The organism is Tenericutes bacterium MZ-XQ, assembly GCA_002838205.1.
Classification (GTDB): domain Bacteria; phylum Bacillota_I; class Bacilli_A; order Acholeplasmatales; family Acholeplasmataceae; genus Mariniplasma.
In genome coordinates this window covers 207,355-221,767 of sequence record CP017950.1, presented here as the reverse complement: position 1 = coordinate 221,767, position 14,413 = coordinate 207,355, and the positions used below count along the sequence as shown (strand labels likewise).

14 protein-coding genes, 11 tRNA genes and 2 rRNA genes are annotated in these 14,413 nt (G+C 37.4%); 2 read left to right on the top strand and 25 right to left on the bottom strand.

The annotated features are described in order from the left end of the window. Window positions 1–5: 5 nt before the first annotated feature. The 11 genes from BK011_01110 to BK011_01060 all read right to left on the bottom strand — a co-directional run bounded on the left by BK011_01110 (window position 6) and on the right by BK011_01060 (window position 7,600). Window positions 6–341 carry a 50S ribosomal protein L22 gene (locus tag BK011_01110; protein AUD64340.1) on the bottom strand — a complete coding sequence of 112 codons (336 nt, stop codon included), beginning with the start codon at window positions 339–341 and terminating at the stop codon, window positions 6–8. Between the two features lie 15 nt (window positions 342–356). Then, window positions 357–638 (bottom strand): 30S ribosomal protein S19, encoded by a 282-nt coding sequence (locus tag BK011_01105; protein ID AUD64339.1) that lies wholly within the window; start codon window positions 636–638, stop codon window positions 357–359. Between the two features lie 10 nt (window positions 639–648). Beyond that, window positions 649–1,479, bottom strand: coding sequence for a 50S ribosomal protein L2 (locus tag BK011_01100; protein AUD64338.1), 831 nt, complete (start codon window positions 1,477–1,479; stop codon window positions 649–651). Between the two features lie 27 nt (window positions 1,480–1,506). Beyond that, on the bottom strand, window positions 1,507–1,794 hold the full coding sequence (locus BK011_01095) for a 50S ribosomal protein L23 (GenBank protein AUD64337.1): 288 nt from the start codon (window positions 1,792–1,794) through the stop codon (window positions 1,507–1,509). Next, a complete protein-coding gene (locus BK011_01090) occupies window positions 1,787–2,416 on the bottom strand; it encodes a 50S ribosomal protein L4 (GenBank protein ID AUD64336.1) in 630 nt (209 codons plus the stop codon). The genes BK011_01095 and BK011_01090 overlap by 8 nt, the downstream gene beginning before the upstream one ends. A gap of 11 nt (window positions 2,417–2,427) precedes the next feature. After that, a complete protein-coding gene (locus BK011_01085; GenBank protein ID AUD64335.1) occupies window positions 2,428–3,069 on the bottom strand; it encodes a 50S ribosomal protein L3 in 642 nt (213 codons plus the stop codon). Window positions 3,070–3,094: 25 nt separating this feature from the next. Beyond that, window positions 3,095–3,403, bottom strand: a complete 309-nt coding sequence (locus BK011_01080) for a 30S ribosomal protein S10 (protein AUD64334.1) — start codon at window positions 3,401–3,403, stop codon at window positions 3,095–3,097. 188 nt (window positions 3,404–3,591) lie between these two features. Further along, entirely contained in the window at window positions 3,592–5,211 is a 1,620-nt protein-coding gene (locus tag BK011_01075; protein AUD64333.1) for a hypothetical protein, read from the bottom strand. A 47-nt stretch (window positions 5,212–5,258) separates the two neighbouring features. Beyond that, on the bottom strand, window positions 5,259–6,197 hold the full coding sequence (locus BK011_01070) for a hypothetical protein (GenBank protein AUD64332.1): 939 nt from the start codon (window positions 6,195–6,197) through the stop codon (window positions 5,259–5,261). 94 nt (window positions 6,198–6,291) lie between these two features. After that, complete coding sequence (locus BK011_01065; GenBank protein ID AUD64331.1) at window positions 6,292–6,729, bottom strand: MarR family transcriptional regulator; 438 nt, start codon at window positions 6,727–6,729, stop codon at window positions 6,292–6,294. A 19-nt stretch (window positions 6,730–6,748) separates the two neighbouring features. Beyond that, complete coding sequence (locus BK011_01060) at window positions 6,749–7,600, bottom strand: hypothetical protein (GenBank protein ID AUD64330.1); 852 nt, start codon at window positions 7,598–7,600, stop codon at window positions 6,749–6,751. A 119-nt stretch (window positions 7,601–7,719) separates the two neighbouring features. Here BK011_01060 and BK011_01055 point away from each other — a divergent pair, with 119 nt between their 5' ends. After that, entirely contained in the window at window positions 7,720–9,060 is a 1,341-nt protein-coding gene (locus BK011_01055; protein AUD64329.1) for a hypothetical protein, read from the top strand. After that, complete coding sequence (locus BK011_01050; GenBank protein ID AUD64328.1) at window positions 9,053–9,373, top strand: hypothetical protein; 321 nt, start codon at window positions 9,053–9,055, stop codon at window positions 9,371–9,373. Before BK011_01055 ends, BK011_01050 begins: the two co-directional genes overlap by 8 nt. Window positions 9,374–9,488: 115 nt before the next feature. On the opposite strand, the gene BK011_01045 is transcribed toward BK011_01050, so the two are convergent. The 14 genes from BK011_01045 to BK011_00980 form a co-directional block, all read right to left on the bottom strand. Further along, window positions 9,489–10,166, bottom strand: coding sequence for a hypothetical protein (locus BK011_01045; GenBank protein AUD64327.1), 678 nt, complete (start codon window positions 10,164–10,166; stop codon window positions 9,489–9,491). Window positions 10,167–10,263: 97 nt separating this feature from the next. Further along, window positions 10,264–10,339 (bottom strand) — tRNA-Phe (locus BK011_01040). A 6-nt stretch (window positions 10,340–10,345) separates the two neighbouring features. After that, window positions 10,346–10,421: transfer RNA gene (locus BK011_01035), tRNA-Asp, on the bottom strand. A gap of 2 nt (window positions 10,422–10,423) precedes the next feature. Next, a tRNA-Met gene (locus BK011_01030) sits at window positions 10,424–10,500 on the bottom strand. A gap of 27 nt (window positions 10,501–10,527) precedes the next feature. Continuing rightward, window positions 10,528–10,618: transfer RNA gene (locus BK011_01025), tRNA-Ser, on the bottom strand. 39 nt (window positions 10,619–10,657) lie between these two features. Next, a tRNA-Met gene (locus BK011_01020) sits at window positions 10,658–10,734 on the bottom strand. Window positions 10,735–10,738: 4 nt separating this feature from the next. Beyond that, a tRNA-Met gene (locus BK011_01015) sits at window positions 10,739–10,815 on the bottom strand. Between the two features lie 108 nt (window positions 10,816–10,923). Continuing rightward, a tRNA-Ala gene (locus BK011_01010) sits at window positions 10,924–10,999 on the bottom strand. Window positions 11,000–11,006: 7 nt separating this feature from the next. Beyond that, window positions 11,007–11,094: transfer RNA gene (locus tag BK011_01005), tRNA-Leu, on the bottom strand. Between the two features lie 8 nt (window positions 11,095–11,102). Further along, a tRNA-Lys gene (locus BK011_01000) sits at window positions 11,103–11,178 on the bottom strand. 6 nt (window positions 11,179–11,184) lie between these two features. After that, window positions 11,185–11,261: transfer RNA gene (locus BK011_00995), tRNA-Thr, on the bottom strand. 7 nt (window positions 11,262–11,268) lie between these two features. Continuing rightward, window positions 11,269–11,344 (bottom strand) — tRNA-Val (locus BK011_00990). A gap of 15 nt (window positions 11,345–11,359) precedes the next feature. Continuing rightward, window positions 11,360–11,468 (bottom strand): 5S ribosomal RNA (rrf, locus tag BK011_00985). A 47-nt stretch (window positions 11,469–11,515) separates the two neighbouring features. Continuing rightward, window positions 11,516–14,356: ribosomal RNA gene (locus tag BK011_00980) — 23S ribosomal RNA — on the bottom strand. Window positions 14,357–14,413: the final 57 nt, after the last annotated feature.

Genomic DNA, 14,413 nt, shown 5'->3' with positions numbered 1-14,413 from the left:
CACCCCTATTCTTTTTCTGCCACTACAACTGTAATGTGGCTTGTTCTCTTCTTAATGATGTCCCCTTGACCTTTAGCTCTTGGTAAAAGTCTTTTTAGGCGAACACCCTCATTAACATATGCTTCTTTTACATATAAGTCATCAATGTTTGCATTATTGTTATGCTCTGCGTTAGCTATTGCGCTGTTAAGCACTTTAAGAATAATTGGTGAGGCGCCACGTGGTGTAAACATTAAAATTGCTTGCGCTTCTTTAACATTTTTGCCACGAATTAAGTCGATAACCAATCTAGCCTTACGTGGAGCAATGCGAACTGTTTTAGCTATAGCTTTACTTTCCATCATTTTCTCCTCCAATTATTTCTTCTTAGCTTTCTTATCTTCTTTGTTATGTCCATGATATGTACGTGTTGGTGCAAATTCACCGAACTTGTGTCCAACCATATCTTCAGTTACATAAACTGGAACATGTGATTTACCATTATAAACTGCGATCGTATGTCCAACGAAATCAGGGAAAACCGTTGAACGACGTGACCATGTTTGGATCACTTTCTTTTCGTTTGCTGCATTTTGCTTTTGAACTTTATTTAATAAGTGCAAGTCACAAAATGGTCCTTTTTTGACTGAACGTGCCATAAATTTCCTCCTACTTCGTACGACGACGAACGATTAAGTCGTTTGACGCTTTTTTACTGTCGCGAGTCTTGACACCGCGAGCCTTCTTACCCCAAGGGGTCATTGGTGATTTTCTACCAATTGGTGTTCTACCTTCACCACCACCATGTGGGTGATCGTTAGGGTTCATAACTGAACCACGAACTGTCGGCTTAATGCCCATGTGTCTTACTCTACCAGCTTTACCTAAATTGACTAATTCCCATGATTCATTTCCAACTGTACCAATTGTAGCACGGCAAGTACCTAAAATCTTACGTACTTCACCTGATTGCAAACGCACTAGAACGTATTTTTCTTCACGCCCTAATATTTGAGCAGATGCTCCAGCACTTCTTGCAATTTGTCCACCTCTACCAGGACTAAGTTCAATGTTATGAACAACAGTACCAACTGGAATATTCATAATTGGTAATGCATTTCCTGTTTTGATATCTACATGTTCTCCAGAAAGGATTTCCATACCTACTACTAATCCTTTTGGAGCTAAGATATATCTTTTTTCACCATCTACATAATGAATTAAAGCAATATTTGCTGTACGGTTTGGATCGTACTCAATTGTAGCAACCTTACCGATAATATTGTCTTTGTTTCTTTTAAAATCAATTACACGATATTTTCTTTTCGCACCGCCGCCGATATGTCTTACGGTAATCTTACCTTGACTATTACGACCGCCTGTACGAGAGAATGGCTCAAGTAGTGATTTTTCAGGAGTAGATGTTGTGATTTCATCATATGTTAAAACACTCATGTTACGACGACCGTTTGTGGTCGCTTTGTATTTTTTAACCGCCATTTGGTTAAACCTCCTCTAATATTTCACTTATAATGTGAAGGCGTCTATTTTTTGGCCTTCAGCAATTTTTACTACAGCTTTTTTATAAGCTGGTTTGTACCCTTCATATTTACCCATTCTTTTGAATTTAGGTAAAACATTAACTGTATTAACTGAAAGAACTTTTACATTAAAGATTGCTTCAATTGCTTTTTTGATTTCAACTTTGTTTGCACTCTTTTCAACCTTGAATGTATATCTATTTTGACTTTCAATAAGTTGTGTACTTTGTTCAGTAATAATTGGGGCTTTGATAATTTCATAATACTTAGTCATTACCTAATACCTCCTCTAATGCTTCAACAGCATCTTTAGTGATTACTAAATTTTTGCAATTTAGAATATCATATACGCTTACATGACTTACTAATGAGAATTGAACAGTCGGGATGTTTCTTGCTGCTAATACTTCATTTTCTTCAAATGTTTTCGCAACTACTAAAGTTTTGCCTTGAACTTCTAGACTGTTTAAAAACTCTCTAAATAATTTTGTTTTTGGCGCTTCTAATCCAATAGATTCAACCACTTTTAATTGACCATTAGCTTGATGATAAGACAACGCTGACCTCAAAGCTAATTGACGAACTTTTTGATTCAATTTAACTGCATAACTTCTTGGTGTTGGACCAAAAACTACACCACCATGACGCCATTGAGGAGATCTAGTTGACCCTTGACGAGCTCTACCAGTTCCTTTTTGTCTCCATGGTTTTCTACCGCCACCTGATACTTCACCACGATTTTTAACATCATGAGTACCTTGTCTCATTGCTGCTCTTTGAGCATTGACAACATCGAATAATGCTTGTTGATGTGGTTCAATACCGAAAACGTAATCTGATAAGGTTAGGTCAGCAACTTTTTTACCTGTTTGATTTAATATGTCTACTTTTGGCATGATAACCCTCCTTATTTACCACTCTTAACAGCAGTTCTAACAATTACAAGTCCTTTTTTAGGTCCTGGAACGCTACCACTGATAAGCAATAATTGGTTTTCAACATCAACACCAACAACCTTTAAGTTTTGGATTGTTACTCTTTCATGTCCCATATGTCCTGGTAAATTCTTACCTTTCATGTTCCCTTTGATAGGTCCCATAGAACCTGGACCACGATGGTATCTAGAACCATGTGTCATAGGTCCACGATGTTGATTGTGTCTCTTAATACTTCCTGCAAAACCTTTACCTTTAGATGTTCCTGTAACATCTACAGTTTCGCCTACTTCAAATAATTCTGTTTTAACAAGGTCTCCTACAGCTAAATCCAACAACTCATTCTTAAGCTCTTCATTGAAACGGATTTCTCTAACGAAGCGCTTAGGTGCTGTATTAGCTTTTTTCACGTGCCCTTGTTCAGGCTTGTTACTTAATTTGTCGCGTTTAGTTTCAAACCCAATTTGAGTTGCTACATAACCGTCAGTTTCAACAGTCTTTTGTTGAAGAACTACATTATCGGCTACATCTATAACGCTAACTGGTACTAGAACACCATTTTCATCGAAAATTTGTGTCATACCAAGTTTTCTACCTAAGATTCCTTTGGCCATACTCTTACCTCTTTCTTTTTTTTAGTTATTTTTTAAGTACGATATCAATACCTGATGGTAAATCTATATCCATCAATGCACTAATTGTTTTAGGGTTTGGATCAACGATTTGAATTAATCTCTTGTGCGTTCTACGTTCAAATTGTTCACGTGAATCTTTATTAACGTGTGGTGAACGTAAGATTGTAAAGATTTCCTTTTCTGTTGGAAGAGGAATTGGACCTTGAACTGAAGCTCCAGTTCTTAAAGCACTATCCACAATCTTTTTAGCAGCTTGATCTAATAATCTGTGATCGTAAGCCTTCAAACGAATTTTAATTACATCTTTTGCCATTTTGTATAGCTCCTTTCGCCTATAATCTTGTATAGACTTGCTCCATGGAAAAACCCAACCACATAGACAACGGGTATCCGTGTGTCGGCAACCTCCCATTTCACAGCCTTTTCTCGTATACACACGAGCGTTACTATTATATATTAAAAAGAAGATAAAAGCAACCTTTTTTACCCTCTTTTTAAACTTTATTTATTTAATTTTGCACTTTTTCTTTTAGCATGAACTCCAACATACTTCCCTCTTGTAGATTCATACGTATATAATACGTCTTCCGCCATTTTTAATGTGCTTAAAGGGATAATAAAATGCTTAAATCCTTTATTGAAGAATTTCCTTAGAAAGAATGGATCCCTGAGTATGACACCATACATTATTTGCAACATCCTAATTCCATTTTTTCTGTAAAACTGATGAGCTAAGTGCATGTCAGGCCACGCAGCACTCATAAAATATTTTTTATCAATTTCATCATATCTAGATATTTCCAAAGCTTCTTCTATATAGTTATCCATACCGAAGATGATAGAACTCACTTCTTTATAATCTTCAAAATATTCGATTGCCGACTCTGTTTCCATCGTAATCCCAAACTTAGGTCCAGTTTCAACAGAACGATCAATACCTAAGAAACAATCTATTTTATCTTTCCAGTGATAAACCTCAGATCCTACACGTAAAGAAGGAATGACTAGAGTAACTTTTTTATGAGCAATGTTTGAAGCTTCGTATAAAGCATTAACTGTTCTAAAAAATACTCTATGGTATATACTAACTAAATCTACTTCAGTATATATTTCATCATCTATCTCGTAATCTACCTGTTTGAAATGATTAAATTCAGGTAACTGTACTTGAATTTCTCTATCATGAAAAGCATTCATTAAGTTTGTAAAAATACCTACTAGTTCATCATATCTAGGAAAAAAACCCTTCGATAGGAAAATATATTCAGTTCTAAAAAAGACTCCACCTTTATACCACCCATTATTTTTCACAAGATCTAAGTATCTTAAATCTACTAAAGATGCATAATATTTAATTATTTCTGAATCATATCTAGGTTTATCTTGACTACAAATGGTTGTTTTTCTTTGTAATTCATAAGACTTATTTAGATTGAGCTCATTTGGATCAATGAGTAATTTTTTATTAACATTATCAATCACAATTAATTTCGAATCAAAAACGCTTTTTGTTGTTATAACAATAGGGATCTCATAAGCATATGCCATATCTTTGATTAACATTTCATTATCAACTGAGCGACAAACAAACCCTTTAACATTAATTGGGAGTTCGTAGAAATACTCTTTTTCAATTTTTGAAATTGAAACTATGACATCTTCATCAGTTTCACTAGCCAGCTTCTGGATAAAGTATCTATTGAGAAACTTAATCACCCTTTCTTTGATTCTTATCGTTTGTTCATCCATTTTCTCTTTTTTATCTTCTTTTGCATAATTAGTAAATAAATTAAACTTTTGATTTTTCATAAACCAATTAACAGCTTTATTAAAGGCTTCTACAAAAGAAATATCACTTGTGTAAGTTAGTTCCTTCATCATTTCAAAAGTTTTTGACGCAAAAAAAGGTGCAAAAACATATGGATACTCGTTCACACCTTTTAACTTGTTTACTTCAACCATCTCATCATATATTTCACCAATATAATTCTTAATTATTTGAATAATTTCGTTTGTTGCTGTTTTTAGATCCTTTTTTGAGTACTGAATATTCCTCTTTTTTATGTCTACGTGGATGTTCTTGCCTATTGCTATAAAATCCCCCAAATACTTATTACTCATTTCATCTTCTTCCTTTACCTATAATTGTAGTGTCTTATATTTATTTTTTATATATAACTTTTAACTAATAGAGCTGATCCTATCATACCAGCATCATTACCTGTATGTGCTAATTTAAACGGGATCTTCCCTGTCGAAAACCTAGCATTTTCTCTATAATATCTTTCAACTAAATCTATCAAAAATGGACCAGCTTTAGATATTCCTCCACCAATAATGTAAACTTCTGGCTCAACTGTCATAGAAATAATACTAGCTGCAATTCCAATATATTTTGCAACGCGATGGACCGTCATTAATGCAACTTCATCATTTTGCTTAGCAGCATCAAAGATTGCTTTAACTGTCAAGTTGTTTTTATTTAAAACTGATGGTTTGCTTTCGAGTTGTTCTATTGTAAAATCCAGAATTCCTTTTGTGCCACAAATTTGTTCAAGACACCCCATAGATCCACATCCGCATACTTTATCTTCTTCATTATAAACACGAATATGCCCTATTTCGCCTCCAAAACCTGTAGAACCTTCTATAATTTTACCATCAAGTATAATACCACCGCCAACACCAGTTCCTAATGTAATTAATACTGCATTCTTATAAGGTTTTTCTAATGAAGCATTTTCACCATATGCAGCTATTGTCGCATCATTGGCAATAGCAATCTTGATGTGGCTATCCACATACTTATTCATCTCAGCGATTAAATCAATATCATTTAAATGTAAATTAGCGCAACTTTCCACATACCCATTTTTAATTGGACAAGGTACATCAATACCTATACCAAGCAATTGTTTTATGTCAATATTATTTCTTTTATTGCATTCCAAGATCGATTCATAGATTTTTTTAAAAATAAAACTACCATTTTCCAAAGACGGTGTAGGTATTTCATAACTATCAATTGTTTTCATATCATCCACAGTGAACAATCCCATCTTGATGGTCGTTCCACCCACATCTATTCCATAAATATAATCCTTCATAATTACCTCCTAAACCTATATTATTATAACATTTTTAAACAGTAAATAATAATTTTTTTTGAACTTCATTAAAAAAACACTCACGTAGAGTGTTTTAATATCTTTGCTTGAAATAATTGCTGATATTTTCTAACGACTTTAAAAGGATTTCATCTTTTTCCAACTCCAAATCTTTTAATAAGGATGAAACCATTTCTTCATGAAAATCATCGTGAATCCTTAATACTTCCTTGGCAGATTCCTTAAGCTCTAAATAAACTTTTCTTCTATCGTTTTCATCACGATATCCATTAACAAAATTTTTTCTGACTAGAACATTGATTGAAGTTGTTAAAGTACCCATTGTAATTCTAAGTTTGTTTGCGACATTACCCATCGTTGGCTCAGAAGTGTTCTTAATTGCTTCAAGAACATGAACCTCTGTCATAGAGAGTTTCACTCCTCGTTCTCTAAGCACTTCAGCTTCTATACTCAAAATATGGTTAAAAACATCGACTAACAACTCATTGATTACTTCTTTAGCAGAAACCACTAATTATCACCTACATTTATTATATTTCTATATATCCTACACCCAAAGTTCCAGGACCAGCGTGTGCTCCAACAACAGGTGTTAACGGTACTAACTCTACTATAATATCTTTTCTCTTCTTTAAAAATATTTCTTTCAGTTCTTCAGCTTTTTCTAAATTATTCGTATATGCTATAAACATTATAACATTTTTTTCATGAATTTTTTCTTCAATAATTTCAATTAATCTACTTTGCGCTTTGTGTGTAGTTCTAATTTTTTCTAGTGGAACCAATCTGCCATCTTTTTGAACATGGAGCAATGGCTTAATTTTTAGTAGTGTTCCTAAAAATCCACTAGTTACAGATAGTCTACCGTTTTTCACTAAGAACTTTAATGTATCAACCAATACATAGATATAAATATGATCTCTAATTTTTTCCAAGTGATTGATAATATCAACGGTCTTTTTACCCTCTTTAATAAGTCTTATTGCTTCTAATATCAAATATGCTTCACCATATGATACACTTCTAGAATCCAAAACAAAAACGTTAAGGTCCTTGACTAGTTCTTTAGCTAAAATAGCTCCTTGATAAGTCCCACTTAATTTAGATGATATAACTACTACAATAACATCCGTATAACCTTCTGCTTTTAATTCTTCATATACACTAGCAATTTTCCCTGTAGATGTTTGAGATGTAGAAACATCTATGTTCGGATTTTCTTCTACCATTTTATAAAAATCTTTAGCTTGAATATCTACATAGTCTTCATATTCTTTGCCATCAACATTTAGAGTCGATCTAATTACCTTTACTGGATAATTTAAAGACATGTAATCAATACCAGAGTTTCCACAAACTACTAATCCAATTTTTTCTGACATTTGTTTTCTCCTTCAAATATTTTGAATATCAAATTTTAATTCAATAATATAATAACAGAACAAAAGTGAATAAATTCACTAGGGGCGATAAAAATCGCCTTTTTCTTTTTAAAGTCACATTGTATAATAGATTTATGGAACCTATAGTGATTAAGTATAAATTTAAAGATCAATTAGAACTTGCTCTTAAACATGGTGAACATGTCTTTAACAATGAGCTTGTTAAACTATCTAATTTAAAAGTATATAGAGATAACTCCATTTCCATTCAATCTATATTTGCTACCTATTGGGATTCATTTAAACTTCATTTTGAAGATAAACTACGTCCCTCAATTATCGAAAATGTTGAAAAAATGATACATTGTCGTGATTTCAAATATGGCTACTTCTTCTATGAATGCCCAACTTGTGATAACTTTCATATCCAAGGTCTTTCTTGTCATTCAAGGTTTTGTCCTTCTTGTAATCAAAGATATCGAGAAGCTCGAACACTTGCGATTGAATCCAAATTACTTAAGTGCCCTCATAGACATTTTGTCTTTTCAGTTGCTAAAGAGATGCGTAAATTCTTTTGGCTTTATAGAGACTTATTTGATATCTTATTTCAAACTGTAAATGAAGTTCTTCATAAAGCTGTTAAGAAAACGAAGGCTGACCACCAATTAGATAGAAGACTTGGCATCATTTGTTTTCTTCACACCTATGGCAGAGATATGAAGACCAATCCTCATATCCATGCTTTAGTTGCTGAACGCTTTATTGATGCTCATGGTCATCTATCCAACATGTCTTTCTTTCCTTTTGAGAGACTGCGTATGTTTTGGCAATATAGACTCTTAAGTAACATCTCAGCCTATTTGAAAACCCATGCGACAAATTCTATCTATAATGAGTTTAATCGCTTAAGAAGTTATCTCATTCATAAGTATAAAAAAGGCTTTTACACTTACGGGCCTCAATTAAAGAGAAAATCTAGCTTGTCTACAGCCAAAAAGATTGCTAAATACATCGCCAGATATGCTTCTCATCCAGCCATCTCTGAATCTAGAATTGATGACTTCGATGATATCAATCACCAAGTCACTTGGCATTTTGATCCTCATGAAGATGATCAAATTTCAGATAAACATCATAAACGAGGTACTCAAATCATCACTGATCATGTCTTTAAATTTATTGCACGTCTCATTAAACACATCCCTGATAAAGGATTTCATCTGATTCGTTATTACGGTTTTTATTCAAATCGGACAAAACGAAAAATTGCCTCTGAGTTAAAGTTAGTTAACCCTAAATCTTTGACTTATCTTAAACATCAACTTCACTTTCGAACTTTGTTGCTTAAGACTTATCACTATGACATCTTTAAATGTCAGTGTGGTTCTACTATGGTTTTAAATCTTGATGCTTCATATCTACCAAATCACCGAAAAGAGAGGTTATTTAGCGATGCCTAAACTATTTAAAACTAAATCTGTGCATATGTCTTTTGTTCAAAAAAAGAATTTGTATGCTGAATATAAATCAGCTGTTAAGCAGGGATTCATTGCTGGCCCTGCCGCTTCATTTAATGCATTTATATCGATGCCTAATTTTGATATCATGGTTGATATGAAATGTCTGCACTGTGGATTTGAACTTACTGTCAATTTTTCTGGTTATGCTCACTTTATGGAGACTGAAGGTGCTGCTTTTCCCGTTGATGTTTGTAGTCATTGTGGTAAGTTGCAGTTTGTGCCTTTAGATATTTATCATAAACTTATTGATTAATTTGTTGACTCGTTTTACAGACTCATTTTAGATGAGTTTTTTCTGTTTGTTTTTATTTAAATTATCAATTAGAATTTCCTAGTTAATAAAAAACATTAATGTCAAACAAATTAAATTACAATATACTTTCTAAGTACTCAAGTTGATACAAAGGAGCACAGTTATCTTGTAATTTCACAAGATGTTTTATAAAGTTTGTTAATTTTTGAAGTTCTAATTGATTATACTCAATGTTTGAAATAATTTTAGAATTACTAACTTTTGAAAACTCTGGTCTATAAATCATAACATAGTTGACTACATCAACTCCAGGTTTTAATAAATTGTCGATAATTTGTCGATAACTATTTGACTCTTGTAATTTCTTAGTATATCTCTCTTCACTTCTCTTTTCATCTTGATTAAACATCCCAAATTCTAGAACAATAATAAGTCGATCATAGATAAGTAAATAATCGGTTCGCATATGATTACCAAAAACAATTGGATATTCCATAACTAATGATATTTTATTTGTCTGAACACCACTTTTAAAAAGCTGTAGCATCACTCTACTTACAAGAGTTAAAGTATCCATCCATGTAATCACTTCTTCATCTTTTAAAGGCCAAATAGAGAGTTTTTTTAATAGGAAGTCACTTTTTAATTTCTTGAATAAAACTGTTTTACTATAAAAACTAACTCTGTCCTTCAAATATTCTTTTTCTATTTTCCAGTTCATTTCATCTAGGATGTTAATAAGGGAAGATATTTCTGTTATATCTTTAAAAATATACAGGCATTTTATAGCCATGTCACACCTCCATAAATCTACTTAATATTAGTAGATTTATGAAGATTTTACTTTATAATAAAAAAAAAGACCTCTAATTGGTCTACCACCATACAAATGGTGGCTCCGGGCAGAATCGAACTGCCGACACAAGGATTTTCAGTCCTTTGCTCTACCGACTGAGCTACAGAGCCTAATAATGGCGGTCCGGACGGGATTTGAACCCGCGATCTCCTGCGTGACAGGCAGGCATGTTGACCCCTACACCACCGGACCATTGGTTGCGGGAGAAGGATTTGAACCTACGACCTCCGGGTTATGAGCCCGACGAGCTACCTGACTGCTCTATCCCGCGATATATTAAAAATTATTAAACATCTGATGGCGGAGGAAGAGGGATTCGAACCCCCGCGCCTTTTACAGCCTGTCGGTTTTCAAGACCGATCCCTTCAGCCAGACTTGGGTATTCCTCCACTATTATAACATATTTTTTTGATTTTAAAAGATTTTTTTGGTGGACCCGGTAGGACTCGAACCTACGGCCGACCGGTTATGAGCCGGTAGCTCTAACCAACTGAGCTACGGGTCCAAACTGGTAGCGGCGGGGGGAATCGAACCCTCGACCTCACGGGTATGAGCCGTGCACTCTAACCAGCTGAGCTACGCCGCCAAAACATAAAACTATCTATAACAATAGTATTAAATATAACTACCATTTAAGACCCAAACTTAATACTTTATAGTCGTTTTTGCTTGGAGGACAAATATTACTATAAATTGGTGGAGCCTAGGGGGCTCGAACCCCTGACCTCCTGCGTGCAAGGCAGGCGCTCTCCCAACTGAGCTAAGGCCCCACAACCATGGTACCTCGAGCCGGACTTGAACCGGCACGGATTCATCATCCATGGGATTTTAAGTCCCACGTGTCTACCAATTTCACCATCGAGGCATAAGTAGTGGTGACCCGTGAAGGAATCGAACCTTCGACACCTTGATTAAAAGTCAAGTGCTCTACCGACTGAGCTAACGGGTCAAATAGTGGTGCCGAAAACAGGAATTGAACCCGCAACCTACTGATTACAAGTCAGTTGCTCTACCAGATTGAGCTATTTCGGCATAATAATGGTGGGAGTTAACGGGCTCGAACCGCTGACCCTCTGCTTGTAAGGCAGATGCTCTCCCAACTGAGCTAAACTCCCATTATTAGAGATACTGCCTGGCAACGTCCTATCTTCGCTCCTTAGAACTATTTTCGGCGCTGAAGTGCTTAACTTCTGTGTTCGGTATGGGAACAGGTGTGACCACTTCGCCATCGTCACCAGACATCTCTCAAAACTAGATAAATTCTGTATATATTTCAAATGAAAGTAAAGGTTAAGTCCTCGATCTATTAGTACTGGTCAGCTTCACATGTCACCATGCTTCCACACCCAGCCTATCAACCTCATCGTCTATAAGGGATCTTACTAAATTGGGAGATCTCATCTTAAGGTGGGCTTCACGCTTAGATGCTTTCAGCGTTTATCCCTTCCATACTTAGCTACCCAGCTGTGGCCTTGGCAAGCCAACTGGTGCACCAGTGGTATGTCCACCCCGGTCTTCTCATACTAGGGGCAGCTCCCTTCAAATCTCCAACGCCCACGACGGATAGAGACCGAACTGTCTCACGACGTTCTGAACCCAGCTCGCGTGCCGCTTTAATGGGCGAACAGCCCAACCCTTGGAACCTTCTCCAGCTCCAGGATGCGACGAGCCGACATCGAGGTGCCAAACCGCTTCGTCGCTGTGAACGCTTGGAAGCGATAAGCCTGTTATCCCCAGGGTAGCTTTTATCCGTTGAGTCTCTGCCCTTCCATGCGGTACAGAGAGATCACTAAACCCGACTTTCGTCCCTGCTCGACTTGTTTGTCTCGCAGTCAAGCACCCTTATGCTTTTGCACTCTACGAATGATTTCCAACCATTCTGAGGGTACCTTCGGGCGCCTCCGTTACTCTTTGGGAGGCGACCGCCCCAGTCAAACTGCCCACCAGACACTGTCCCCCCGAATCCACTTCGGCGGGTTAGACATCAGATGCACGAAGGGTGGTATCCAAAGGTCGACTCCTCCAAGACTAGCGTCCTAGGTTCTCAGTCTCCCACCTATCCTGTACATCTTACACCCAATGTCAATATCAAGCTACAGTAAAGCTCCATGGGGTCTTTTCGTCCTGTCGCGGGTAGCCGGCGTTTTCACCGGCAGCTTGATTTCACCGAGTCCCTTGTTGAGACAGTGCCCAAATCGTTACGCCTTTCGTGCGGGTCGGAACTTACCCGACAAGGAATTTCGCTACCTTAGGACCGTTATAGTTACGGCCGCCGTTTACTGGGACTTCAATTCAATGCTTCGTTGCCTAACATCTCCTCTTAATCTTCCAGCACCGGGCAGGCGTCAGCCCCTATACATCACCTTACGGTTTAGCAGAGACCTATGTTTTTGATAAACAGTCGCTTGGGCCTATTCTCTGCGACTTCTTTTTTTCATTAAAAGTCCTCCTTATCCCGAAGTTACGGAGTCATTTTGCCGAGTTCCTTAACAAGGGTTTTCTCGCGCGTCTTAGTATACTCTACCTTCCCACCTGTGTCGGTTTACGGTACGGGTAGTCTATAAATTAGCCCTAGAAGCTTTTCTTGAAAGTTTGACGTCATCATCCTTTACCTACCGAAACTCACTCTTATATAGTGTGCGGATTTGCCTACACACTAAGCTCGTTTCCTTGTCCCAAATCCAATCATGGGCGGATGTTAGCCTCCTTTGTCACTCCATCAGTTCATAAACTAGTGCAGGAATCTCTACCTGCTATCCATCGGCTACGCTTTTCAGCCTCACCTTAGGCCCCGACTTACCCAGGGCGGACGAACCTTCCCCTGGAAACCTTGGGTTTTCGACGGATAGGATTCTCACCTATCTTTTCGTTACTTACACCGGCATTCTCACTTCTAACCACTCCACATGTCCTTCCGATCATGCTTCTCCGCTGTTAGAACGCTCCCCTACCACTTGACATTTGTCAAATCCGTAGATTCGGTATGATGCTTAGCCCCGGTACATTTTCGGCGCAGAGTCACTCGACTAGTGAGCTTTTACGCACTCTTTAAAGGATGGCTGCTTCTAAGCCAACCTCCTAGTTGTTTGTGCATCTTCACTTCCTTTTCCACTTAGCATCAATTTTGGGACCTTATCTGACGGTCTGGGCTCTTTCCCTTTTGACCATGAACCTTATCACCCACAGTCTGACTGCTAGCTACTTTTTATGACATTCGTAGTTTGATTGGGCTCAGTACCCCGAGGTGGGGCCATCACACATTCAGTGCTCTACCTTCATAAAAACTATTGCTAACGCTAGCCCTAAAGCTATTTCGGGGAGAACCAGCTATCTCTGGGTTCGATTGGAATTTCACCCCTAGCCACAAGTCATCCAAACACTTTTTAACGTGTCCTGGTTCGGTCCTCCATTTGGTCTTACCCAAACTTCAACCTGCTCATGGCTAGCTCACCCAGTTTCGGGTCTACAGCACCTAACTTAACGCCCTATTCAGACTCGCTTTCGCTTTGGCTCCACTCCTTAAAGCTTAACCTTGCTAGATACCGTAACTCGCCGGTTCATTCTACAAAAGGCATGCCATCACCCATTAACGGGCTCTGACTAATTGTAAGCACACAGTTTCAGGTTCTCTTTCACTCCCCTCCCGGGGTTCTTTTCACCTTTCCCTCACGGTACTGGTTCACTATCGGTCACTAAGTAGTATTTAGCCTTATGAGATGGTCCTCACATCTTCCGACAAGATTCCTCGTGTCTCGCCGTACTTCTCAACACCCTAGTCCGCACACTTTCAAATACAGGACTCTCACCTTCTTCGGTCGGCTTTCCCACGCCGTTCTTTTAGTGTGTGGTTTTGTAACTATTATGGTGTTAGGCTCCTCCGCGTTCGCTCGTCGCTACTAGCGGAATCGTTTTTACTTTCTTTTCCTACAGGTACTTAGATATTTCAGTTCCCTGCGTTTTCCCTCTGCTTGCGCAGATGTCATATCTTCCATATGACGGGTTTCCCCATTCGGATTCCCACGGATCGTCGCGTACTTACTGCTCCCCGTGGCGTTTCGCCGTTAGTTGCGTCCTTCATCGGCTCTTAGTGCCTAGGCATCCACTGTGCGCCCTTTTTTCCTTAACCTTTTTTTATTCTTTCATTTTCTTTACGACAGAATTTATCTACTTTTCAAAGATCAAAC